This is a genomic window from Streptomyces violaceus, from assembly GCF_036014075.1.
GTDB lineage: Bacteria > Actinomycetota > Actinomycetes > Streptomycetales > Streptomycetaceae > Streptomyces > Streptomyces violaceus.
Map to the genome: position 1 here is coordinate 7,825,037 of NZ_CP107911.1, position 23,653 is coordinate 7,848,689.

Below are 23,653 nucleotides of genomic sequence, written 5' to 3' on the forward strand. Positions count from 1 at the left end.
GGGGGTTCGGCCGATGGCAGCAAACCGTGACAGGTTCGCGTCGCGGCGTGGTCGGAGGCAACCGGTTTTCTTCCGCGCGCGCGTCCCACCGACGGGAACCGGCCGACAGGGGTGGGAACAGCGCTGCCTCGACGGGCAGTTGCTCATTGCGGAGACGGCGGACTCCCCGTAGAACACCGGCCATGAAGAGACGGATCGTCATGTCCATGCTTGCCGGGGCGACCCTCCTGGCGAGCACCCTCCTCGGAACCGGCCCCGCCCGGGCGGCCGACGTCCCCGCCGAGTTCGGCAGCGACTGGCACGACCCGGTCACGGCCGCCCCGCCCGTCGGCAGACCGGCCGGCGCGTCCTGCGAAGTCACCGTCGCCCAGGCGCGGTTCCGGGACTTCACCCCGTACCGGGGCACGTACACTCCGCCCGGCGACTGCGGCGACCGCTGGAACAAGGTCGTGCTGCGGCTCGACGGCAAGGTCAAGGGCCGGCAGTACGACCGGCTCGGCTATCTGCGGGTCGGCGGGGTGGAGATCTTCCGTACGTCGACGCCGCAGCCCTCGCCCGACGGCATCGAGTGGTCCGTGGAGAAGGACGTCACGCGCTACAGCGACACCCTCCGCGGTCGCCAGGACGTCGAGATGCTCATCGGCAACGTCGTCGACGACACCTATACGGGCGTCCTCGACGTCAAGGTCACGCTGACGTTCTACCAGGGCCGCCCGGACGGCAGGAGCCCCGACCGGGTCCTCGCCCTCGACGACGACTCGGCCCTCACCACCCCGCGCAACAGCGAGCGCATCATCGCCGAGGTGTACGCCACCGGCTCCGGAGGCGGCTGCGAGGAGTACTGGTACCTGTCGGTGCCCGATCCCGCGCCGTACTCCTGCAAGGCCGGCCGGGGCCCCTACCGCGAGGTGCAGATCCGTGTGGACGGCCGGCTCGCGGGCATCGCCACGCCGTTCCCGACCGTGTGGACCGGCGGCTGGTCCAACCCGTTCCTCTGGTACGTGATCCCCGGCCCGCGCGCCTTCGACATCAAACCGATCACCTACGACCTCACCCCCTTCGCCGGGCTCCTCAACGACGGCCGGCCGCACCGCGTCGAGGTCTCGGTCGTCGGCGTGCCGGAGGGGCAGGCCGGCTGGAGTACTCCCGTGAACGTCCTCGTCTGGCAGGACGAGCGGCGCGCCCAGGTCACCGGGAAGCTCACCGTGCACCGGGAGGGCGACCTCACCGACTCCTCGGACCACACGCCCGGTTCGGAGCACCGGGTGGACACCGAGGGCGCGCACCGGCTGACCGTCGCGGGATATGTGGACACCTCACACGGCCGCGTCACGACGACCGTCGGCCGCTCGCTCGCTCACACCTCCGAGCACCGCTGGACCGACGGCGAGACGAGCGACGGGCTCCAGGCCGCCTGGACCGACGACGAGTCGGTGACGGTCGACGGGCGCGGACCGGCCCGCAGCACGCGCACGCACCGGGTCTACACGATGGACGGCACGACCACCCTCGGGGCGGGCGACCGGCTGCGTACCGTGCTGACCCTCGGCGACCGCGCCACGACCGTCGAGTCGCGGGGCGGCCGGCGCACCGCCTGGTCGCGGCTCGACGACTCCTACACGGGCGATGCCACGTACACGGCGAACGTGCCCCGGGACCAGCGGCACGCGGTCGGCACCACGAGCGAGCGCTACCGGCTGTACGGCTCGCACGGCTGCTACGACCGCACGCTGACCACGGTGCAGGGGGTGCTCACGGGAGATCGCGACCGTTGCTGAGGGGAGCGATGTGACCAGTGTGACATGCGTCACTTGCGCCACTTTTACGTGTCCGAAACATTGCGGTCTTGTGCGCGATCAAGACAGCCTCCAGAGTGTTCGGCTACGGAAGCAGCTTTCCGTATCGCAGAAGTCCCCTCCGGCCTCTGTGTAGTCCGTCCCCCAAGGAGGCCTCGTGCCACCGTCCGTACCGTCTCTGCCGCGACGTGTCGCACGCACACTGCGTAGCTCGCTTTTCGCGCAGGTTCTCTGCGCGCTCGTTCTCGGAATCGCCGTCGGAAAGCTGTGGCCGGAAACGGCCACAGCTCTCCAGCCGCTCGGCGACGGTTTCACCCGCCTCATCAAGACCGTGATCTCGCCGCTGGTGTTCTGCGTGGTCGTCGTCGGCATCGCCAAGGCCGGTGATCTGAAGGCCTTCGGCCGGATCGGGGTCAAGGCCCTGATCTGGTTCGAGATCGCCTCCACGATCGCCCTGGTCATCGGTCTCCTCGCCGCCAACCTCGTGGGGCCCGGCAAGGGCATGAACGTCGACCCCGCCTCGCTGGACGCCGCCGCCGTGGAGAAGACGACCGGTGGCGAGCATCTGCCCTCGACGACCGAATTCCTCCTCCATGCGCTGCCCGAGAGTTTCGTCGGCGCCTTCGCCGACAACGAGCTGCTCCAGGTCCTGATCCTGGCCTGCCTGGTGGGTGCCGCCCTGCTGCACCTCGGGCACACCAAGGTGCCGAAGATCCTGCCCGCGATCGACCAGGCCCAGGAGGTCATCTTCGCGGTCGTCGGCTTCGTCATGCGACTGGCACCGATCGCGGTGTTCGGCGCGATGGCCCACCTCGTCGGCAACTACGGGCTGGGCGTGATAAAGACGTACGCCAAGCTCATCGTGCTCTGCTATGTGGCGGCGGCGTTGTTCATCGTGCTGCTCGCCGTCGCCCTGCGCCTGGTGACCGGGCTCAGCCTGTGGAAGTTCCTGCGCTACATCCGCGAGGAGATGCTGCTCGCGCTCGGTACCGCGTCCACCGAGGCGGTCATGCCGCGTGTGATGCAGAAGCTGCGGCGGGCCGGTGCCCGCGACGACGCCGTGGGCCTGGTGCTGCCCACGGGTTACTCCTTCAACCTCGACGGAGCCTCGCTCTACCTGTCCATCGGCACGCTGTTCATCGCCCAGGCGGTGGGCGTGGACCTGACCCTGGGCCAGCAGGTCACCGTGGTCCTGGTGCTGATGCTGACCAGCAAGGGCATGGCGGGCATCCCCGGTTCGGCGTTCCTCGCCCTGTCCGCGACCGCCTCCTCCCTGGGTGCCATTCCGGCCGGAGCGGTCGCTCTGCTGCTCGGCGTGGACCGCATCATGGACTCGATGCGCGTCGTCACGAACCTGCTCGGCAACTGCGTCGCCGTGTTCGCGGTGTCCCGCTGGGAGGGGGCCCTGGACACCGACCGGGCGAAGAAGACCCTCGACGGGGACTACGCGGCTCCGCCGGAGGACGACGACGAGGGCGACGGCGAGAAGGGCGTCGGCGCGGAAGCATCGGCGGCCGAGCCGACGGCGGCCGAGCCGACGGCGGCCGAGGTCCCGGCGTCGGGCATCCCCACCCAGAAGCCCAAGGAACCCGCCCCCGAGGTCGGTTGACCGAAACCGAACGGGCCGCGGCCACCGCTCCAGCAGAACGAGCGGCGACCGCGGCCCGTTTCGCGCGCCGGCCCGCCACGAGGCTTTAGCCCCTCAACACCGCCAAACCGGCTCCGCGCCGATCGGCGAGGCTCTCGATGCCGAGGGCTGGCGCCTGGTTGGGGCGAGGATCTGAGGGGTCGTCGGCTTGGCGCCCGCCTGATCGGTGAGGATGTCGGTGTCGCGGGGCTGGTGCCTGGTTGATGGGTGAGGCTCTCCGTGCCGCCGGGTCGTCTCCTGCCTGATCGGCGAAGCCCTCAGCACCGCCGGACCGTTCCCTGCCTGATCGGCGAAGCCCTCAGCACCGCCGGACCGGCTCCCCGTCGATCAGCGTGTCCAGCAGCCCCCCGAGCGCCGCGCGCTGATCCTCGGCGAGCGGTGCGAGGATCTCCTCCGCGGCCGACCTGCGCGCCGCCCGCAGTTCGCGCAGCGCGCCCCGCCCGTCGTCCGTGAGCTCGATGCGGATCACCCGCCGGTTCGCCGGGTCCGGGACCCGCCGCACCTTCCCGCTCGCCTCCAGCCCGTCGACCAGAGTCGTCACGGCCCGGGGCACCACCTCCAGACGCTCGGCCAGATCGGCCATGCGCGGCGGTGAGCCCCAGTGCGCGAGGGTGCGCAGCAGCCGGGACTGGGCCGGGGTGATGCCGAGGTCGCGCTGCTCCAGATGGCGCTTCTGGATGCGATGGACCCGGCGGGTGAGCCGCAGCAACTGCTCGGCGAGCAGGCCGTCGGCGTCGGGCGTGGTCAGCAGGCCGTCGGCGTCGGGCGTGGTCATACGGGAACAATATCAGGATGCAGTTCATTGTGAGTATAGGTAACAATGAGCTACGATCCGACCCGCCCGGCGCCCGCCGGTGCCGTGCCTCTCTCGAAGGAGCCCATGCCTCCCGACCACGAACCCCCATGGACCCCACCCGACGGCTCCAAGGAAGAGCCACGGCAGGTCCGCCGCATCCTCAGGCTCTTCCGCCCCTACCGGGGCCGCCTCGCGATCGTCGGCCTGCTCGTCGGCGCCGCGTCGCTGGTCTCGGTGGCCACGCCCTTCATGCTGAAGGAGATCCTCGACGTCGCGATCCCGCAGGGGCGCACCGGCCTGCTCAGCCTGCTCGCCCTCGGCATGATCCTCAGCGCCGTCCTCACCAGCGTCTTCGGCGTGCTGCAGACCCTGATCTCGACGACGGTCGGCCAGCGCGTCATGCACGACCTGCGCACCGCCGTCTACGGCCGGCTCCAGCGCATGTCCCTCGCGTTCTTCACGCGCACGCGCACGGGCGAGGTGCAGTCCCGCATCGCCAACGACATCGGCGGCATGCAGGCCACCGTCACCTCCACCGCGACCTCCCTGGTCTCCAACCTGACCAGCGTCGTCGCGACGATCGTCGCGATGGTCGTCCTCGACTGGCGTCTCACGGTCGTCTCGCTGTTGTTGCTGCCGGTGTTCGTGTGGATCAGCCGCCGCGTCGGCAAGGAGCGCCGCAGGATCACCACCCAGCGCCAGAAGCAGATGGCCACCATGGCGGCCACGGTCACCGAGTCGCTCTCCGTCAGCGGCATCCTGCTCGGCCGCACGATGGGCCGCTCCGACTCGCTGACGAAGTCCTTCGCCGACGAGTCCGAGGAGCTCGTCGACCTCGAGGTGCGGTCGAACATGGCCGGCCGCTGGCGCATGGCCGTGATCACGATCGTGATGGCCGCCCTGCCCGCCGTCATCTACTGGACCGCGGGCATGGCCCTGCGGCTGGGCGGCCCCGAAGTCTCCATCGGCACGATCGTCGCGTTCGTCTCGCTCCAGCAGGGCCTGTTCCGCCCGGCCGTGAGCCTGCTGTCGACCGGTGTGCAGATCCAGACCTCGCTCGCCCTCTTCCAGCGCATCTTCGAGTACCTCGACCTGCCCGTCGACATCACCGAGCGCGCGGACCCGGTCCGCCTCGACCGGGTCAAGGGCGAGGTCCGCTTCGAGAACGTCTCCTTCGGCTACGACGACAAGGGCGGCCCGGTCCTCGACGCCATCGACCTCACCGTCCCGGCCGGGGGCAGCCTCGCCCTCGTCGGCTCCACCGGCGCCGGCAAGTCCACCCTCGGCTATCTGGTGCCCCGGCTCTACGACGTCACCGGAGGCCGCGTCACCCTCGACGGGGTCGACGTCCGCGACCTCGACTTCGACACCCTGGCGCGCGCGGTCGGTGTCGTCTCGCAGGAGACGTACCTCTTCCACGCCTCGGTCGCCGACAACCTGCGCTTCGCCAGGCCGGACGCCACCGACGAGGAGCTGTACCAGGCGGCGAAGGCGGCGCAGATCCACGACCACATCGCGTCCCTGCCCGACGGCTACGACACCGTCGTCGGCGAGCGCGGCCACCGCTTCTCCGGCGGTGAGAAGCAGCGCCTGGCCATCGCGCGCACGATTCTGCGCGACCCGCCGGTCCTCATCCTCGACGAGGCCACCAGCGCCCTGGACACCAGGACCGAGGCCGCCGTCCAGGAGGCGATCGACGCCCTGTCGGCCGACCGCACCACGCTCACCATCGCCCACCGGCTGTCCACGGTGCGGCGTGCCGACCAGATCGTGGTCCTCGACTCGGGGCGCGTCGTCGAACGGGGCACGCACGAGGAACTCCTGGAGCGGGACGGGCGGTACGCGGCGCTCGTACGCCGGGATGCCCAACTGGAACCGACAAACTGAATATATGCCAGGTTTGTGGTGAAATGCGGGTTACCGTGCCCGCATGCAGACGAACACTCCGCCACGGAGCACCATGCGACTGACGCGCCGGGGCCGTATCGTCCTCGTCGCGACCGGAGCCGTCCTGGTCGGCACCGCCGTGGCGGTGCCGCTGCTGATCCTGGGGCACGGGGAGGGCGGCCGGCCCGCGACCCTCGTGATCCCGGAGGGCTGGCGCGCGAGCCAGGTCTACGCCGCTGTCGACAAGGCCCTGGCCCTGCCACCCGGCAGCGCGAAGAAGTCCCTCGCGAAGGCCGCCACGAAACTGCCGGACGACGCCCGGGGAAATCCGGAGGGCTACCTCTTCCCGGCGACCTATCCACTCCCCTGGAAGACCAAGCCGGAGAAGCTCCTGGCGCGGATGGTGGACACCGCGAACGAGAAGTTCAACGGCGCGCCCATCGCCGCGGGGGCGCAGCGCAACGCGATGAACGTCTACCAGGCCGTCACCATCGCGAGCATCGTCCAGGCGGAGGCGGCCGACGCGTCCGACATGGGCAAGGTGGCCCGGGTCGTCTTCAACCGCCTCGAACGCGGTATGCCGCTCCAGATGGACTCCACCGTCAACTACGCGCTGGGCCGCTCCACTCTGCGGACGACGGAGAGCGACACCCGGATCGACAACCCCTACAACACGTACCAGCGCATGGGCCTGCCGCCCACACCCATCGCCAACCCGGGCGAGGAGGCGATGCGCGCCGCCGTCAACCCGCCCCCGGGCGACTGGCTGTACTTCGTCACGGTCCGGCCGGGCGACACCCGCTTCACCGCGGACTACGCGGAACACCAGCGCAACGTGGCGGAATTCAACGCCCAGAGGAAGAGCGCGGGTGCGCGGGGGGCCGGGTGACTCGGGCGGCGGCGCTGCGCCCCAAAGGGGCGCGGGGAACTGCGCGACCAGCCACGGACGGGCCCGCAGCCGCAGGCAGACCGTAGCTCACCCTCCCACTGTCACACGAGCAGCGCCGGCTCCTGGGTCAGTAGTCGCCTGATGTCACGTACGGCCTCGCGGCCGGCCCGGTTCGCGCCGATGGTACTGGCCGACGGTCCGTAGCCGACGAGGTGGATCCGAGGGTCGGCGGCCGCGCGCGTGCCCTCGATGCGGATGCCACCGCCCGGCTCGCGCAGCCGCAGCGGGGCGAGGTGGTCGACGGCGGGCCGGAAGCCGGTGGCCCAGAGGATGACGTCGGCATCGACATGCCGGCCGTCGTTCCAGTCCACCCCGGTGGGTGTGATGCGGTCGAACATCGGCTGCCGGTCGAGCACCCCGTCCTCGATGCCCTGCCGGATCGCATCGTTGAGCGGCAGCCCGGTGACCGAGACGACGCTCCTGGGCGGCAGTCCCTGCCGCACCCGCTCCTCGACGAGCGCGACCGCCGCCCGGCCCGCGTTCTCGTCGAAGGGCCCCTCGCGGAAGACGGGCGGGCGCCGCGTCACCCAGGTGGTGGCAGCCGCGTACGCGGCGATCTCCAGCAGGTGCTGCGTGCCCGACGCGCCGCCGCCCACCACGACGACCCGCTGCCCGGCGAACTCCTCGGGTCCGGGGTACCGAGCGGTGTGCAACTGCTGTCCCCGGAAGGTCTCCTGCCCGGGATAGCGCGGCCAGAACGGCCGGTCCCAGGTGCCGGTCGCGTTGATCAGCGCCCGCGTCGACCACACGCCGTCCGAGGTCTCCACGAGCAGCCGCCCGCCGGAGTCCTCGCGCACGGCCCGTACCTCGACCGGGCGCCGCACCCGCAGGTCGAAGGTCCTCTCGTAGCGGTAGAAGTAGTCGCTGATCACCTCGGCGGACGGCCGCGCCGGGTCCGCGCCGGTGAGTTCCATCCCCGGCAGCGCGTGCATGCCGTGCACCTTGCCGTACGTCAGCGACGGCCAGCGGAACTGCCAGGCGCCGCCGGGCCCGGGGGAGTGGTCCAGCACGACGAAGTCGCGGTCGGGCTCGAAACCGGCTCGCCGCAGGTGAAAGGCGCCGGCCAGTCCGGCCTGACCGGCGCCTATGACGACTACCTCGACCTCGCGCGTATTGTTCACGCTTCTACTAACCGTCCCGGGGGCAAGGATCTTCCCCCCCCGGGGCCGGTCACGTCATGCCATGCCCGTCACGAGCCTTCCGAGGGCCGGGGCGCGGTGGTCGACGGCGGCAGATCGCCGTTGAACCGGGTGTCGGTGTAGTCGGCGAAGTCGACCTTGCGCGGGATGAGCTTCAACGCCGTGAACGTGTCGGCGATCTCCTGCTCGGAGGCGATCAGAGGCTTGTCGACCGCGACCTCGACCCGGGTGGTGTAGGTGCGCTTCACCGCTGCCAGGGCCACGTCCTCGGGGAGCCCGGTGTCCTTCGCCCAGACCTTCGCCCACTCCTCCTCGTGGTCGTACACCCACGTGTAGGCGCGCCGCAGCCGCTCCAGATAGTCCTTGACGGCGGCGGCCTTCTTCTTGTCCTTCAGCGCGTCCGGTGCCGCGACCTGGAAGGTGAGCCCGTTGGTCACACCGTGGCCGTCGGTCAGCACGCGGCCCTGCTTGGCCTTGAGCACCTGCGACGTGTACGGGTCCCACACCGCCCACGCGTCGACCTTGCCGGCGGTGAACGCGGCGAGCGCGTCGGCCGGCTGGAGGTACTTGACCTTGACGTCGCTCAGCTTCAGCCCGACCTTCTTCAGCGAGGCGACCAGCTGGTAATTCGCGGAGGACCCCTGGGCGACGGCGACCGACCTGCCCTTGAGCTGCGCGGGGTTCTTCAGGGACGAGTCGTTCGGGACGAGGATGGTGTCGCCCTTGGACGTGCCGTGCCACGCGGCGACGACCTTGATCTTCGAACCCGCCCCGGCCGCGAACACCGGCGGTGTGTTGCCGACGCCGCCGATGTCGACGGCCTTGGCGTTGACGGCCTCCAGCAGGGGCGGGCCGGAGGTGAACGTCGACCACTTGATCTTGTAGTCGAGGTTCTTCAGTTCCCCGGCGGCCCGCAGGATGGCCTCCGAACCGCCCTTCTGGTCACCGACGTTGATCGTGACGTCGCCCTGGCCGTCGGTGCCGCCGTCCGACGTACCGGCGGCCGAGTTCCCGCCGCAGGCGGAGAGCAGAAGGGCGAGGGGGAGAAGCAGGGCGGCGGGGGCGAGGCGTCGTCGCATGGCGGTTCCGTTCGTGTGGGTCGTACGTGTCGTACGTGAAGTTCGCGGGACGGGTCAGGCGGCTTCGGCGGCCGTCGCCTCGACGCCCAGGCGTTCGAGGAGTCCGGCGCGCAATGTGGCGAAGCGCGGGTCGGCGATGTCGCGGGGGCGGTCGAGGTCGATGCGCTGCTCGTGGGCGATGACGCCGTTGTCCATCACCAGGACGCGGTCGGCGAGCAGCACGGCCTCCTCGACGTCATGGGTGACGAGGAGCACCGCGCACCCCCGGCGCTGCCACAACTCGCCCACGAGCCGCTGGGCCTTGATACGGGTGAGCGCGTCGAGCGCGCCGAACGGCTCGTCGAGCAGCAGTAGATCGGGTTCGCGCACCAACGCCCGGGCCAGGGAAGCGCGTTGGGCCTCGCCGCCGGAGAGGGTCTTGGGCCAGGCGTCCGAGCGGTGGCCGAGGCCGACCTCGTCGAGGGCCTGCTCGGCGACGGCCCGTTCGGGCTTGCCCGGCAGACCGAGCAGGACGTTGCGCCACACCTTCTTCCACGGCATCAGCCGCGGTGCCTGGAAGGCGACGGCCTTGCGGCGCGGCACCAGGACGGTGCCCTCGATGTCGCGGTCGAGCCCGGCGAGGATGCGCAGCAGCGTCGACTTGCCGCAGCCGCTGCGGCCGAGCAGGGCCACGAACTCGCCCGGCTTGACGTCCAGTCGCAGGTCGTCGATGACGGCACGGCCGTCGAAGGAGCGGGTGAGCCCGTCGACGTGGACCGCCTGGGGGGTCACCGGCCGGTGAACGTCGGTCGCCATTGCAGCAGCAGCCTTTCGAGGGAGCGGACGATGAAATCGGCGAGCAGGCCGAGGAAGGCGTAGACGACCAGGCAGACCACGATCACGTCGGTCCGCAGGAAGTCCCGCGCCTGCACCATGAGGAACCCGATGCCGGAGTCTGCGTTGACCTGCTCGGCGAAGACCAGCGCGAGCCAGGCGATGCCGAGCGAGTAGCGCAGGCCGGTCATCGCGCTCGGCAGCGCACCGGGCAGCACGACGTGCCGTACGAGGCCCCACCTCGACAGTCCGAGGGACTCCCCGGCCTCGATCAACTGGGAGTCCACGCCACGGATCCCGGCGTAGACGTTGAGGTAGAGCGGGAAGGTCACGCCGAGCGTGATGATGGCGACCTTGGGGGCCTCGCCGATGCCGAACCAGATGATGAACAGCGGGATGAGCCCCACGAACGGCACGGTCCGCAGCATCTGCACGGGCGCGTCCACCAGGTCCTCGCCGATCCGGAACAGGCCCGAGAGCAGGGCGAGTCCGGTGCCGACGGCCAGGCCGAACAGCAGCCCGGCCGCGACCCGCTGGAGCGAGGTGCCCATGGCCGCGGGCAGCGAACCGTCGGCGACCATGTCCCCGCCGACCTGGGCGATACGGCCGGGCGCGGCGAGCACGTCCGGCGGCAACGAGCCCGTGCTGCTCAGGAGTTGCCACAACACCAGCAGCAGGACCGGGCCGGTGGTGCGGCGCAGCCAGCGGGGGACGCGGGTGCGGCGGGAGGAGGTGGGGACGAGAGGCTGAAGGTCTAGGTCAGAAGCTGATTCAGGCGAAATGTCCGGCGCCGATGACTTCGGCGGGGCATGGCTGATGCTCATGAAGGGGCTCCACAGGGGGAGAGCGAGGGCCGTTGACGGCACGCCTCGTCATCGCCACGCCCACGGGCTCAGGGGAGACCGACGGGCAGGCGCGAGGAAGGCGAGGTGAACGGAGAGAGGGAGGAGAGGAGAGGGCGTCAGCAGCCGCGGCGACACGCGGCGGAGGTCACCCGCAGCAGGTCGATGTGACCGCGCGTGGTGAGCAGGGCTGAACGCAACATGCCGCTGAACCTAGCCAGGTGGCATGCGCACGGTCAACGGCGTCTCGTCCAGTGGACGCCGGTATCGCCCCTCGGTCCGGCGTGACCCGGTGAGACCCCGCGTGTGCGTCAGGATGGGGGCATGTCAGATGTCTTCACCACCCGAGTTCTGAACGTCACCTCCGGGTCCACGGAGAAAGTCGTCGACATCACCGGCGACTGCGCGTCCTTCCTGCGCGAGGCGGCCGCCGGCCGCGACGGCCTCCTCAATGTCTTCGTCCCGCACGCGACAGCCGGCATCGCCGTTCTCGAGACCGGCGCCGGCAGTGACGACGACCTCCTGGCCGCGCTGCACACGCTGCTGCCCGCCGACGACCGCTGGCAGCACCGGCACGGCAGCCCCGGCCACGGGCGCGACCACGTCCTGCCCGCCCTCGTCCCGCCCCACGCGACCCTGCCGGTGCTGGACGGCCGGCTGGAGCTCGGCACGTGGCAGTCGGTCTGCCTGGTGGACACGAACAAGGACAACCCGGAGCGGAAGGTGCGCCTGAGTTTCCTGGGCTAGGTACCGCCTGCCCAGACGGGCCAAGCGAATCGTGACTCATGCCCGCAATGCCCGTATCCTCATCAATGCACGATTCTTTCCGATGAGCGGATTCATCGCAGGCGCAGGTGAGGCGAAGCGTGGTTCGGTCCGGCGAGGAACCCAGGCCGGCGGGGCGTGCGACTGACGGCACGGGGCCCGCCCTTCGTCGCGAGCGGTTTCTCCAGGGCGAGTCCGTCGAGGCGGGCGTACGGTCGTCGATCCTGAACTCGTGGCAGCGCTGCCGGTCCCTGGGTCTGTCGCCGGACGAGTCCGACCTCCCCTACCGGGACGACTTCGACCCGGGGGGCCGTATCGTCCGCGCGGCCGTTCCCGTGCTCGACCGGCTGCAGTCCACGTTCTCCGGCAGCAAGGTCAACATCTCGGTCGCGGACGCGAACGGGACGGTCCTGCTGCGCCGCTTCGGCGATCCGGCGATGGCCAGGGACCTGCCGGCGATCCAGCGGGTCCCCGGGTTCGTGTTCGCCGAGCAGGTCGCCGGCACGAACGGGATCGGTCTGGCCCTCGCGGAGCGGCAGCTCATCCGTGTCCACGGCGCCGAGCACTTCGCGGAACGCGCCCAGCAGAGCGCCTGCGTCGCGCTTCCCCTCCGAGATCCGCTCAGCGGGCGCATCGAGGGCGTCCTGTGCTTCGGCTATCCGCGCGGTTTCGACCGCCCCGCGCTGGCCGCGGCGATCCGCAGGGCGGCCGAGGTCATCGAGCGGCGGCTGCTGGGGCAGAGCTCCGCGCACGAGCGCGCACTGCTGCGGGCGTATCTGGCCACCGGGGCCGGGACCGGGGCGGTCGGCCTGCGCGGCGGCCTAGCGGCGGGTGCGCCGGTAGGTGAATTCCATCCTCGTGACCAGGCGATCCTGCGGGAGAAGGCCGCCGAGCTGATCTCCCGTGCGCAGCGGGCCGCCGTCGACGTGACCCTGCCCGACGGCCGGCGGGTGACGCTCGTGAGCCGCCCGATGACGAGTGCGTCCGGGGTGCAGGGCGTCGCCATCGAGGCGTTGCTGCCCGGATCCTCGGCGGGCGAGGCCTTCATCCTCCCGCACCAGGCCGACGAGCTGCCGGGCCTTGCCGCCCTGTCGGCCCCGCCGCCCGCCCGCCCGTCGCTCACCCTGCCGTCCGGACGCCCCGCCGCCCGGCCCGGCCCGGTGCCCGCGGTCGACGGTGGCGGGAAAACGGCTGGGCACGGCGAGACCTTCGTGGCTGACGGAGACCAGGGAACCGCCGGGTCTGGGCCCGGGCCCGGCGAGGTCGTCACGGTCGCCGGGGGTCGGGGCGCGCCTGGCGAGGCCGTACCGGGCGACGGAGGCCGAAGCGCGGCGGACGATCGCACCGGCGCACCGTTCCCGGCCCGAGGGCTCGTGATGCTGGGGGAGCCGCACGTCGGGGCCTACGCCCTGGCCGCGCGCCGGCGCCTGGAGCTGCTGTCCGAGGCCAGCGCCCGCATCGGCACCACCCTGGACGTGCGCCGCACCGCCGAGGAACTGGCCGAGACGGCGGTGCCGCGACTGGCCGACTTCGTCACCATCGACCTGCCCGAAGCCGTCCTGCGCGGCGAGGAGCCCGCCGACCCCCTCGCCGACCTGCGCCGCACGGTGCTGTACGGCGTACGCGAGGGCCTGCCCTTCACTCCGCCCGGCAAGCGCGTCGACTTCGGTCCGACCTCGCCCCAGCTGCGCTGCCTGAACAGCGGCGAGGCGGTGCTGGAACCGGATCTGAAGGCCGCCGCGGGCTGGCTCGCCCAGGACCCCGAGCACACCGCACGCCTGCTGGCCCACGTCCACTCCCTCATCGCGGTGCCCCTGCTCGCCCGCGGTGTCCTCCTGGGCATCGCCAGCTTCTACCGCGCCGGGAGCTCCTTCGGCGACGACGACTGCTCGCTGGCCCAGGAGCTCGCCACCCGCGCCGCCCTGTCCATCGACAACGCCCGGCGCTACACCCATGAACGCACCATGGTCCTGGCCCTCCAGCGCCGGCTCCTCCCGCACGGTCTGCCCGACCAGGACGCCGTCGAGATCGCCCATCGCTATCTGCCCGCCGAGTCCGACGTGGGCGGGGACTGGTACGACGTCATCCCCCTCTCCGGCGCCCGCGTCGGGCTCCTCGTCGGCGACGTCGTCGGCCACGGCATGCTCTCCGCGGCCACCATGGGCCGGCTGCGCACCGCCGCGCGCAGCTTCGCCGAGCTCGACTTCCCCCCGGACGAGGTCCTCGTCCACCTTGACAACCTCGTGGGGCGCCTGGACCGGGAGGACCCCGACGGCAAGGGCGCCGGCGTCATCGGCGCGACCTGCCTCTACGCCGTCTACGACCCCACCTCGCAACGGTGCCTGATGGCCCGCGCCGGGCACCCGCCGCCCGCGCTCGTCCACCGCGACGGCACCGTGTCCTACCCCGACCTCCCGGCCGGGCCTCCGCTCGGTCTCGGGGGCCTGCCCTTCGACGCCGTCGAGGTCGACCTCCCCGCCGGCAGTCAGCTGGTCCTCTACACCGACGGCCTCATCGAGGACCGCAACCGCGACGTCGACGTGGTCCTGGAGCAGCTGCGCGAGGCCCTGGCCCACCCGGAGCGCGCACCCGAGGACACCTGCCAGGCGGTCCTCGACACCGTGGCGCCCGCGCACCCCCACGACGACATCGCCCTGCTCGTGGCCCGCGTCCACGCCCTGGACGCCGACCGGATCGCCACCTGGGAGCTGCCCGCCGACGCGGCACTCGTCGGGGAGGTCCGCGCGGACGCCATGCGGCGGCTGACCGAGTGGGGGCTCGACGAGACCGCGTTCGCAGCGGAGCTGATCCTCAGCGAGCTGATGACCAATGCCATCCGGCACGGCGCCGGGCCCATCCGGGTACGGCTGCTGTACGGCCACGCCCTGATCTGCGAGGTCTCCGACGCCAGCAACACCGCTCCGCATCTGCGCCGGGCGGCCAGCACCGACGAGGGCGGACGCGGACTCTTCCTCGTCGCACAGCTCTCGCAGAGCTGGGGGACGCGTTACCTCCCGGAGGGCAAGGTCATCTGGGCCGAATGCGGGCTCGACGCCGCGTGACGCGTCCACGGGCCCGTTGGAGCCACAGCGCCCCGCGAAATGCCCGAAATGCTGTAATTTGATCGAGTGCACGCCGCTCCCGACCCGCCAGCGAAGGCGGCTTCGCCCTTCGGACCGGAGCCCCTGGTCCGTATCCGCGGGCTCAGCAAGCGGTTCGGCGCGACCGTCGCGCTGGCCGGGGTCGACCTCGATGTGCACGCGGGCAGCGTGCTCGCCCTCCTCGGTCCCAACGGGGCCGGAAAGTCCACGCTCATCAAGGTGCTCGCCGGAGTCCATCACGCCGACGCGGGGCAGATCACGGTGGACGGGCAGCCCCTCGGCAGCCCCACCGCCTCCCGCGACATGTCCTTCATCCACCAGGACCTCGGTCTCGTGGAGTGGATGACGGTCGCCGAGAACATCGCCCTGACCACCGGGTACGGACGCCGGACCGGGCTGATCTCCTGGCGCCGCACCCGTGAGCGCTGCGTCGACGCCCTGCGCGTCGTCGCCGCCCACCTCGACCCCGACGCGCCGGTCTCCGGGCTCGCACCGGCCGACCGCTCGCTGGTCGCCATCGCCAGGGCCCTGGCGGCACGCGCGAAGCTCATCGTCCTCGACGAGCCCACCGCCCGCCTGCCCGCCACGGACAGTGCCCGGCTCTTCCACGTCCTGCACGATCTGCGCGACCGCGGCCACGCCGTCCTCTACGTCAGCCACCGCCTGGACGAGGTCTACCAGGTCGCCGACACCTTCGCCGTCCTCCGCGACGGCCACCTCGTCAGCCACGGCAGCCTGACGGACCACAGCCCGGCCCGCCTGGTCCAGGACATCGTCGGCGAGGAGAAACCCCTTGCCGCCCGCCCCGCCGGAGGACCTCCGGCCCCGCCCCCGCCAGCAGGCGCACCCCCCGTCCTGACCCTCGACTCCGTACGCACCCCCCTGGCCGGACCCGTCAGTCTGGAACTCGCGGGCGGGGAGGTCCTCGGCCTGGTCGGGCTCTCCGACGCAGGGCACATGGATCTGGGCCGGGCCCTCGCCGGCGCCCGGCCGATCCTGGACGGACGGGCCGTGCTGTACGGGCGGTCGTATCGCCCCCGTACGGTCGCCGAGGCCGTCGGCCTCGGTGTGGGGTTCGTGCCGGGGGACCGGTTGCGGGAGAGCTGTCTCGCCGAGTTGACCGTGCGGGAGAACCTCCTGGCCAACCCGCGCGCGGGAGGCGTGGCGGCGCCGCGCTGGATCGGGCCCCGGCGCGAGCGCGCCACGGCCGCCGCTCTCGTCGAACGGTTCTCGGTCCGCCCCCGCGACAGCGAGACCCCCATCGCCACACTCTCCGGCGGCAACCAGCAGAAGGTCATGATCGGCCGCTGGCTGCGCACGGACCTGCGGCTGCTGATCCTCGAGGAGCCGACCGCGAGCGTGGACATCGGCGCCAAGGCCGCGATCCACCGCCTGCTCGACGAGGCACTGGAGGCGGGCCTGGCGGTCCTGCTCCTGTCCACCGACTTCGAGGAGGTCGTGAGCGTGTGCCGGCGCACCCTGGTCTTCGTCCGCGGGTCGGTGACGGCCGAGCTCAGCGGCAGGGCGCTCACCGTCGCCGGGCTCACCCGGGCCGCCTCGGCCATGCCCCCGTCCACCGCCGCGACGAACCCATGACGGCCCCCCGGATCCGACCACGCCGGCCGGGCGGGCACCACATCGGCGCCTACGGTCTGCTCGCCCTCACCGCCGTGCTCTACCTGGTCTTCTCCCTCGCCCTGCCGAGCACCTTCCCCACGCTGGACACCGTCGACTCGATCCTGTCCAACCAGTCGATCCCCGCCGTCCTCGCACTCGCCGCCATGGTCCCCATCGTCACCGGCGCGTTCGACCTGTCCATCGGCTACGGCCTCGGCCTGGCCCATGTGATGGTGCTGCAGCTCATCGTCAACGGGTCCTGGCCCTGGCCCCTCGCCTGCCTCACGGTGATCGCCGGAGGCCTGGTCGTCGGTGTCCTCAACGGCGTCATCGTCGAGTTCGGCCGCATCGACTCCTTCATCGCCACCCTGGGAACCGGCAGCATGCTGTACGCCGTGACCGGCTGGATCACCGACGGCAGCCGGATCGTCCCCGGCCCACAGGGACTCCCGCCCGCGTTCACCGACCTCTACGACTCCACGTTCCTCGGCCTCCCGGTGCCGGCCTTCTACGTGATCGCCCTCGCGGGAATCCTCTGGCTGGTGCTGGAACGGCTGCCGCTCGGCCGGTACCTGTACGTCGTCGGGTCGAACCCGCGCGCGGCGGACCTGGTCGGCATCCCGACCCGCAAGTACACCGTCTACGCGTTCGCCGCCTCAGGGCTGATCGTCGGCTTCGCCGGTGTGCTGCTCGCGTCCCAGCAGCAGATCGGCAACCCGAGCGTCGGCCTCGACTACCTGCTGCCCGCCTTCGTCGGCGCCCTCCTCGGCTCCACGGCGATCAAGCCCGGCCGGCCCAACGCCCTCGGCACCGTCGTCGCCGTGGCCGTCCTCGCCGTCGGACTCACCGGCATCGCCCAGCTCGGCGCCGACTTCTGGACGGTCCCGCTGTTCCACGGCGGCACCCTCCTCATCGCCGTGGGCCTGGCCGGATACGCCGCCCGGCGCAGGCTGCGCGGCGGGGCTGCGGCGCGCGACTCGCCCGCGGCGCCGCCCCCGCCACCGTCCTCCCCGACGCCCGAGGCCGGAACGGCGGGCACGCCGCCCTGACCCACGGCACGTCCCACCGCGTCGATCCCCTCACAGGAGCTTTTGTGCACCGCAACCACAAGCCCGCCTGCGCGGCTCGCACCGCGCGGCTCGCCTCCTGCGCCCTGCTGGCGACGGCGGCCGCCCTCGTCGGCTGCGAACGCGGTTCGTCGGACGGCGCGGACGAGACCGCGACGGGCCCGAGCGGCTGCCCCGCCGTCCACGCCAGGGCCCAGGCCGCGGTCACCCGGGCGGAGCGGACCGACATCCCCTGGGGCGGGCCCACCGGCGGCCCCGCGGCGGTGTCCGGCAAGACGATCGTCTACGTCGCCCAGACCATGACCAATCCCGGCGTCGCGGGCGCCGCGAAGGGGGTGCGGGAAGCCGCGCGGGCCATCGGATGGGACGTCCGGGTGATCGACGGCGGAGGCACCCCGGCCGGCATCCAGGCGGCCATGAGCGAGGCCGTGGCCCTGAGGCCCGCGGGCATCGTCATCGGCGGGTTCGACCCCGACTCCACGGCACAGCAGGCCGCGCGGGCCAACGCACAGGGCATCCCGCTCATCGGCTGGCACGCGGTTCCCGAGCCCGGCCCCAGCCGGCAGCCCGACCTCTTCACCAACGTCACCACCCGGGTCCAGGACGTGGCCCGCATCAGCGCGCAGTGGATCATCTCCGACTCGGACGGCCGCGCCGGGGTCGTGGTCATCACCGACGCCTCGATCCCCTTCGCCAGGAACAAGTCCGACCTGATCAGGAAGGAGCTCGCCGCCTGCTCCGGTGTGCGGCTGCTCTCGGTCGAGAACATCCCGATCCCCGACGCGAGCAGCCGCACCCCGCGGGAGATCTCCTCCCTGCTCTCCCGGTTCCAGAACCGCTGGACCCACTCCGTCGCCATCAACGACCTGTACTTCGCCGACGCCGCCCCCGCCTTCCGCGCGGCCGGCGAGAAGGGCTCCGGCCCGCCCTTCAACATCGGCGCAGGCGACGGCGACCCGTCCGCCTTCCAGCGCATCAACAGCGAGCAGTACCAGGCCGCCACGGTGCCCGAGCCGCTCACCCTTCAGGGCTGGCAGATCGTAGACGAGTTCAACCGCGCCTTCGCGGGCCGCCCGGCGAGCGGGTACACGGCCCCCATCCACATCGCCACGGCCGGCAACAGCGAGGGCGCCTCGACCTGGGACCCGTCGGGCTACCAGGAGGCGTACCGGAAGATCTGGGGCAAGTGACGGCCGGTCAGGGTACCGATCCCTTCACGGAACATGCACGGAACCTAGAAGTCCCTTTAAGTTTCAAGCGCTAATCTCGCCCTCAGTCGAGTGGCCGCCGGGGGTCGATCCGAGCGGGGCCCGTCCGCGGCGGCACTCGCACCCCCCACCAGGCACAGGAGACTCGGTGTGTACGACGGCGACGTAGTGGTGATCGGCGGCGGCTACGCCGGCGTCCGGCTGGCGAAGCGGCTGGACGGCCTCGCCCGGGTCACGCTGGTGGACCGCAAGGAGGTCTTCTTCCATCGCGTCGCCTCCCTGCGCGCCGGTGTCCGCCCCGAGTGGACCCACACCCCCTTCATCCCGTACGACCGGCTGCTCGGCAACGGCCGGGTGGTCGCGGGCAAGTGCGTCCGCATCGACACCGCCGAGCGGCAGGTCGTCCTCGCCACCGGCGCGCGGCTGCCCTACGACGTGGTCGTGATCGCCACCGGCGCCGACTACCCCGAGCCGGCCCGCTTCACAGGTACCACCACCGAGGAGGCGGCCAAGTCGTTCGCCGAACACCAGCGCAACGTCGCCACGGCCGAACACGTCCTCGTCGTCGGCGGCGGCCCCGGGGGCGTCGAACTCAGCGCCGAGATCCGCCTGGCCCGCCCCGACGCCCGGGTCACGCTCGCCCACTCCGGGCCGGCGCTGCTCGACTCCACGGGCAGCACCCGGCCCGGACGCAAGGCCCTGGCCTGGCTGGAGTCGCACGACGTCGAGGTACGGCTCGACGCCTTCATGTCCCCCGGCAACGACTTCGGCACCTACCGCGACGCCCGCGGCGCCGTCCTCGAGGCCGACCTGTCCTTCTGGGCGACGGGCACCACCCCCAACACGCTCTGGCTCCGCCTGGCCGGACACGGCGACTGGCTCAACCGGGACGGACACGTCAAGGTCGACCGGACGCTGCGCGTCGAGGGGAGGCTGGACGTGTTCGCCGTCGGCGACGTGAACGACGTCAGCGAACTCAAGATCACCCCCGCCGCCCTCGCCCAGGCGGACATCGCCGCCCACAACATCCGCGCCTACCTGCAGAGTTCCGGCAAGCACCGCAAGGAACCGCGCTTCTACCGGCCGATCCAGCGCACCCCCCTCATCGTGCCGTTCGGCCCGGCCGACGGACTGACCGTGCTGCCCGTACCCGGCGGCGAGTCCGCCGTCCTCGGCAGCCGCACCACCACCCTGGCCAAGGCGAAAACGCTCATGACGCCCTACATGCGCCGTCAACTCGGCTACACGGCGGCCTGATCCGCGCCGCACTCCGCCGCCGGATCACCCACGTCACCCCACCCCCCGTCGTTACCCGCGAGTTGCCTCTGGGGTAGGGTCCCCACCGTTTCCGGCTACCGACTGATGGTGTGCCGGTACAGGGCGTGTCGGAGGGTGGCAAGACGATGGAATCCCAGTGGGGTGACGGCGGATCCGTGGACCTGGACGACACGCGGCTGGAGGAGCTGAGTCCCGAACCGCTGCTGACCCGGGACTACGAGACGCGTCCCTCGCTCGTGTACGAGCGGTTGCGGCACGAACACGGCCCGGTCGCACCGGTCGATCTGCTGGGTGTTCCCGCCTGGCTGGTCCTGGGCTACCGCGAGGCGCTCCACGTGCTCCAGGACAACGACGGCTTCCCGAAGGGGCTGGAGAACTGGCGGGCCCGCTCCGAGGGCAGGGTGCCGGCCGACTGGCCGCTCGGCCCGTCCCTGGAGGTCAACCACATCCTGATCCAGGGCGGCCCCGGTTACCGGCCGCTGCGGTCCGCCTGGGACGTGGCCCTCAAGCCCTTCCAGGACCCGCGCCACCCGCAGGCGAAGCGTCTGAAGTCCGCCGTCACCGCCTACGCCGACGAGCTCATCACCCTGGTGGGGGAGGGCGGCAAAACCGGCGTGGCGGACCTGTCCGCGCAGTTCTCCCGGCCGCTGCCGCTGATGGTGGCGAGCCATCTGCTGGGCTTCCCCGGCTCGCAGGGCGACGACGCGCTGATGGACATGTGGCGCGTGCTCGACGCGGGCCCGGACGCCGAGGCCGCGCTGGAGCGCCTGCTCGCGACCCTGGCGGAACTGGCCGCGGGGAAGCTCAAGAAACCCGGCGACGACTTCCCCTCGTACCTGCTGGCCGCGCACCCGGATCTCTCGCTCGACCATCTCGCCCGCGAGCTGTTCATGCTCCTGGGCATGACCTCCGACCACGTCGGCATCCTCATCTCCAACACCGTCGTCGAGGTCATCTCCGGGGAGAGCAGCGTGCGCGCCAGCCTGTCCGCCGGGATGGTCAGGGAGACCATGAACCGGGTGGTCATGCGCAAGCCGCCCCTGGTGAACTTCGTCCCTCGTTTCGCCGCCCAGGACACGCCGCTCGGCAACCACACGATCCGGGCCGGCGACCCGGTGTGGGTCTCCTCGGCCGCCGCACACGCCGACCCGCTCTTCGCCGACCACGTCGCCTCCGGCACCACCATCAGCACCCGGGCGCATCTGTCCTGGGGAGCAGGTCCGCGCCAGTGCCCGGCACGGGAGCTCGCCTCGACGGTCGCGGCGGCCGGTGTGGGGCGCCTGTTCGAGCGGTTCGACCACCTCGATCTCGCGCTGCCCGCCGATCAACTGCCCTGGCGTTCCTCCCCGTTCATGCGGGGCCTGCGCTCGCTGCCCGTGCGCTACGAACTCGCCTCGGCGCCCGCGCGGCCGGCGGCGGACGACCCCGCGCCGGGGGTGGCGGAGGAGGTCCTGCCGGACCCGTCCGCCCGGCAGCGCTCCTCGCTGTGGCGCTATCTGACCGGCCTGATCCGCGGCGGCCGCTGACCGCGGGGCCGGGCGGGCGTCCGGCCGGAACACCCGTCCCGTATCGCCGTTTCCCCCGGCTCGGGGTGACGGTCTCACGCCGCACGCGTGACAAGCGGTGGTGTCGCGCGGCGGCCCGCGGGGGCCGGGCAGGATCACCTCGACGACCTGCCCGGCTCGCACACCCAGTCCGACTCCACCAAGATCCGGATCGCGCCGAGCCATGAAGCCCGCCGGTCGTCCGGGTGATCGCCGTCAGATGGTTGGGCGGCGGGAGCGGCAGGGCGACACCCTCACGGTCACGGCGGCCGTCCCGCCCAACATCACCGCCCTGGTCGAACTGCCCGACGGCAAGCCGCCGTTCGAGGCCGGGTCGGGCAGCCACACCCTCACCGTGGAGGCCTCACGAGGCCGGCGTGGCCGCCGGTGCCGCTCCGGCACCCGTTCTCCTCGCCGGAGGAGGAGCCGGAGACGGGCTGACGGAGCGCGTCCCAGGAACAGCCGGTGTACGGGTGGGTCGGATCGGTGATCTGCCAGGTGGGGCGGCAGACGGTGATCGAGTGGTGAGGTCAGGGAGGCGGGCGTACCGTCGAACGGTGGACACCGCAGGCGGCGGCCCGCAGCCGGCTTCACCACAGGCGACCACCACCAGGGAACCCGGTGGTGGCGGAAACGCGATGGCGCTGTTCGTCATCGCCTCCTGCCAGCTGATGGTGGTCCTCGACATCACCATCGTGAACATCGCGCTGCCGCACATCCAGAGTTCGCTGGACTTCTCCACCACCAGCCTGTCCTGGGTGGTCAACGCCTACACCCTCACCTTCGGGGGCCTGCTGCTGCTCGGCGGCCGGGCCGGCGACATCCTGGGCCGGCGGCGCGTCTTCGTCTTCGGCGTGCTGCTCTTCGTGCTCGCCTCCCTGCTCGGCGGATTCGCCCAGAACTCCGGCCAACTCCTCGGCGCACGCGCCCTCCAGGGCGTCGGCGGCGCCATCGCCTCCCCGACGTCCCTCGCCCTGATCAGCACCACCTTCCGCGAAGGGCCCGAACGCAACCGCGCCTTCGGCGTCTTCGCCGCGGTCTCGGCCGGCGGCGGCGCGATCGGCCTGCTCGCCGGCGGCATGCTCGTGGAGTGGCTGAACTGGCGATGGGTGCTGTTCGTCAACGTGCCCATCGGCCTGCTCATCGTGCTCGCCACGCCCCGTTACATCAGGGAGTCCGAGCGCCACCCCGGACGCTTCGACATCGCCGGCGCGCTCACCTCCACCGCGGGCATGGTGCTGCTCGTCTACGGGTTCATCAGAGCCGCGCAGGAGGGCTGGCGCGACGCGCTCACGCTGGCCTCGTTCGCCGGTGCGGTCGTCGTCCTGGCGGCCTTCGTCCTGATCGAGCGGCGCTCCAGACAACCCATCACGCCGCTGCACATGTTCGCCGACCGCAACCGAGCGGGCACCTACGGCATCATGCTGTGCCTCGCCGCCGCGATCTTCGGCATGTTCTTCTTCCTGACGCTCTTCGTGCAGAACGTACTGGGCTTCAGCCCGCTGGCGGCCGGACTGGCCTTCCTGCCGGTCAGCGCGGTCATCGCCGTCGGCGCCGGACTGGCCTCGCGGTTCCTGCCCGTCTACGGGCCCAAGCCGTTCATGGTGGTGGGCGCGATCCTGGCGGCGGCCGGACTGGCCTGGCTCACCCTGACCGACGTGCACTCCACCTACGCGGGCAGCGTCCTCGGCCCGATGCTCGTCTTCAGCCTGGGCATGGGCATGGAGTTCGTGTCGCTGACCCTCATGGCGCTGTCCAACGTGTCCACCCCGGAGACCGGCGCGGCCTCCGGACTCCTCAACGCCACCCAGCAGGTGGGCGGCTCGCTCGGCCTGTCCATCCTGGTCACGATGTTCGGCACGGCCAGCACCAACGAGGCGGACAAACAGATCCCGGACTTTTTCCGGCAGGCGACCCCAAGCGAGCGCCTGCGGTTCGAACAGACCGGGCAGGTGCCGAAACCCTGGTCCGACGAGATCCTCACCGCCGGCGTCTCGGCCGCCTTCATCATGGCGGCGATCTTCACCGTCGTCGCCGCGCTGATCGCGCTCGTCGTCATCCAGGTCCGCCCCTCCGACCTGGAACGCCTCAAGGGCGGGCCGGGCCCCGGCCCGATGTGAGGCC

19 protein-coding genes are annotated in these 23,653 nt (G+C 71.7%); 13 read left to right on the forward strand and 6 right to left on the reverse strand.

Going from position 1 to position 23,653, the window contains the following annotated elements; genetic code table 11:
• Positions 1-182: 182 nt before the first annotated feature.
• The gene (locus OG542_RS35340) at positions 183-1,778 is read left to right on the forward strand and encodes a peptide-N4-asparagine amidase (RefSeq protein WP_328416216.1); all 1,596 of its coding nucleotides are present in this window, start codon (positions 183-185) and stop codon (positions 1,776-1,778) included.
• Positions 1,779-1,953: 175 nt separating this feature from the next.
• A complete protein-coding gene (locus OG542_RS35345) occupies positions 1,954-3,405 on the forward strand; it encodes a cation:dicarboxylate symporter family transporter (RefSeq protein ID WP_328416218.1) in 1,452 nt (483 codons plus the stop codon).
• Between the two features lie 337 nt (positions 3,406-3,742).
• Here the strand turns inward: OG542_RS35345 and OG542_RS35350 are convergent, their stop codons facing one another.
• A complete protein-coding gene (locus OG542_RS35350) occupies positions 3,743-4,192 on the reverse strand; it encodes a MarR family winged helix-turn-helix transcriptional regulator (protein WP_311130524.1) in 450 nt (149 codons plus the stop codon).
• A gap of 132 nt (positions 4,193-4,324) precedes the next feature.
• Here OG542_RS35350 and OG542_RS35355 point away from each other — a divergent pair, with 132 nt between their 5' ends.
• Entirely contained in the window at positions 4,325-6,127 is a 1,803-nt protein-coding gene (locus OG542_RS35355) for an ABC transporter ATP-binding protein (protein WP_328416220.1), read from the forward strand.
• 43 nt (positions 6,128-6,170) lie between these two features.
• Complete coding sequence (mltG, locus tag OG542_RS35360; protein WP_328416222.1) at positions 6,171-7,016, forward strand: endolytic transglycosylase MltG; 846 nt, start codon at positions 6,171-6,173, stop codon at positions 7,014-7,016.
• A gap of 101 nt (positions 7,017-7,117) precedes the next feature.
• Here the strand turns inward: mltG and OG542_RS35365 are convergent, their stop codons facing one another.
• The 5 genes from OG542_RS35365 to OG542_RS40785 all read right to left on the reverse strand — a co-directional run bounded on the left by OG542_RS35365 (position 7,118) and on the right by OG542_RS40785 (position 11,152).
• Positions 7,118-8,197 (reverse strand): NAD(P)-binding domain-containing protein, encoded by a 1,080-nt coding sequence (locus OG542_RS35365; RefSeq protein ID WP_328416224.1) that lies wholly within the window; start codon positions 8,195-8,197, stop codon positions 7,118-7,120.
• 68 nt (positions 8,198-8,265) lie between these two features.
• Positions 8,266-9,294 carry an ABC transporter substrate-binding protein gene (locus tag OG542_RS35370; protein ID WP_328416226.1) on the reverse strand — a complete coding sequence of 343 codons (1,029 nt, stop codon included), beginning with the start codon at positions 9,292-9,294 and terminating at the stop codon, positions 8,266-8,268.
• A gap of 54 nt (positions 9,295-9,348) precedes the next feature.
• Positions 9,349-10,089: an ABC transporter ATP-binding protein gene (locus tag OG542_RS35375; RefSeq protein ID WP_328416228.1), complete on the reverse strand. Its 741-nt coding sequence runs from the start codon at positions 10,087-10,089 to the stop codon at positions 9,349-9,351.
• Positions 10,062-10,931 (reverse strand): ABC transporter permease, encoded by an 870-nt coding sequence (locus tag OG542_RS35380; RefSeq protein ID WP_311130052.1) that lies wholly within the window; start codon positions 10,929-10,931, stop codon positions 10,062-10,064. The genes OG542_RS35375 and OG542_RS35380 overlap by 28 nt, the downstream gene beginning before the upstream one ends.
• 137 nt (positions 10,932-11,068) lie before the next feature.
• Positions 11,069-11,152, reverse strand: coding sequence for a putative leader peptide (locus OG542_RS40785; RefSeq protein WP_311737185.1), 84 nt, complete (start codon positions 11,150-11,152; stop codon positions 11,069-11,071).
• A gap of 121 nt (positions 11,153-11,273) precedes the next feature.
• On the opposite strand from OG542_RS40785, the gene OG542_RS35385 reads away from it, so the two are divergent.
• The 9 genes from OG542_RS35385 (at position 11,274) to OG542_RS35425 (ending at position 23,649) form a co-directional block, all read left to right on the forward strand.
• Positions 11,274-11,696: a secondary thiamine-phosphate synthase enzyme YjbQ gene (locus OG542_RS35385; protein WP_311130051.1), complete on the forward strand. Its 423-nt coding sequence runs from the start codon at positions 11,274-11,276 to the stop codon at positions 11,694-11,696.
• Positions 11,697-11,815: 119 nt separating this feature from the next.
• Positions 11,816-14,776, forward strand: a complete 2,961-nt coding sequence (locus OG542_RS35390) for a SpoIIE family protein phosphatase (protein WP_328416232.1) — start codon at positions 11,816-11,818, stop codon at positions 14,774-14,776.
• A 66-nt stretch (positions 14,777-14,842) separates the two neighbouring features.
• Positions 14,843-16,411: a sugar ABC transporter ATP-binding protein gene (locus OG542_RS35395; protein WP_328416234.1), complete on the forward strand. Its 1,569-nt coding sequence runs from the start codon at positions 14,843-14,845 to the stop codon at positions 16,409-16,411.
• Positions 16,408-17,481, forward strand: a complete 1,074-nt coding sequence (locus OG542_RS35400; protein WP_328416236.1) for an ABC transporter permease — start codon at positions 16,408-16,410, stop codon at positions 17,479-17,481. The genes OG542_RS35395 and OG542_RS35400 overlap by 4 nt, the downstream gene beginning before the upstream one ends.
• A 44-nt stretch (positions 17,482-17,525) precedes the next feature.
• The gene (locus OG542_RS35405; RefSeq protein ID WP_328416238.1) at positions 17,526-18,689 is read left to right on the forward strand and encodes a substrate-binding domain-containing protein; all 1,164 of its coding nucleotides are present in this window, start codon (positions 17,526-17,528) and stop codon (positions 18,687-18,689) included.
• 168 nt (positions 18,690-18,857) lie between these two features.
• On the forward strand, positions 18,858-19,964 hold the full coding sequence (locus tag OG542_RS35410; protein WP_261679138.1) for an NAD(P)/FAD-dependent oxidoreductase: 1,107 nt from the start codon (positions 18,858-18,860) through the stop codon (positions 19,962-19,964).
• A 146-nt stretch (positions 19,965-20,110) separates the two neighbouring features.
• Entirely contained in the window at positions 20,111-21,511 is a 1,401-nt protein-coding gene (locus OG542_RS35415; RefSeq protein ID WP_328416242.1) for a cytochrome P450, read from the forward strand.
• Between the two features lie 87 nt (positions 21,512-21,598).
• Complete coding sequence (locus OG542_RS35420) at positions 21,599-21,739, forward strand: hypothetical protein (protein WP_311130045.1); 141 nt, start codon at positions 21,599-21,601, stop codon at positions 21,737-21,739.
• A gap of 428 nt (positions 21,740-22,167) precedes the next feature.
• On the forward strand, positions 22,168-23,649 hold the full coding sequence (locus OG542_RS35425; protein WP_328418236.1) for an MFS transporter: 1,482 nt from the start codon (positions 22,168-22,170) through the stop codon (positions 23,647-23,649).
• Positions 23,650-23,653 lie beyond the last annotated feature (4 nt).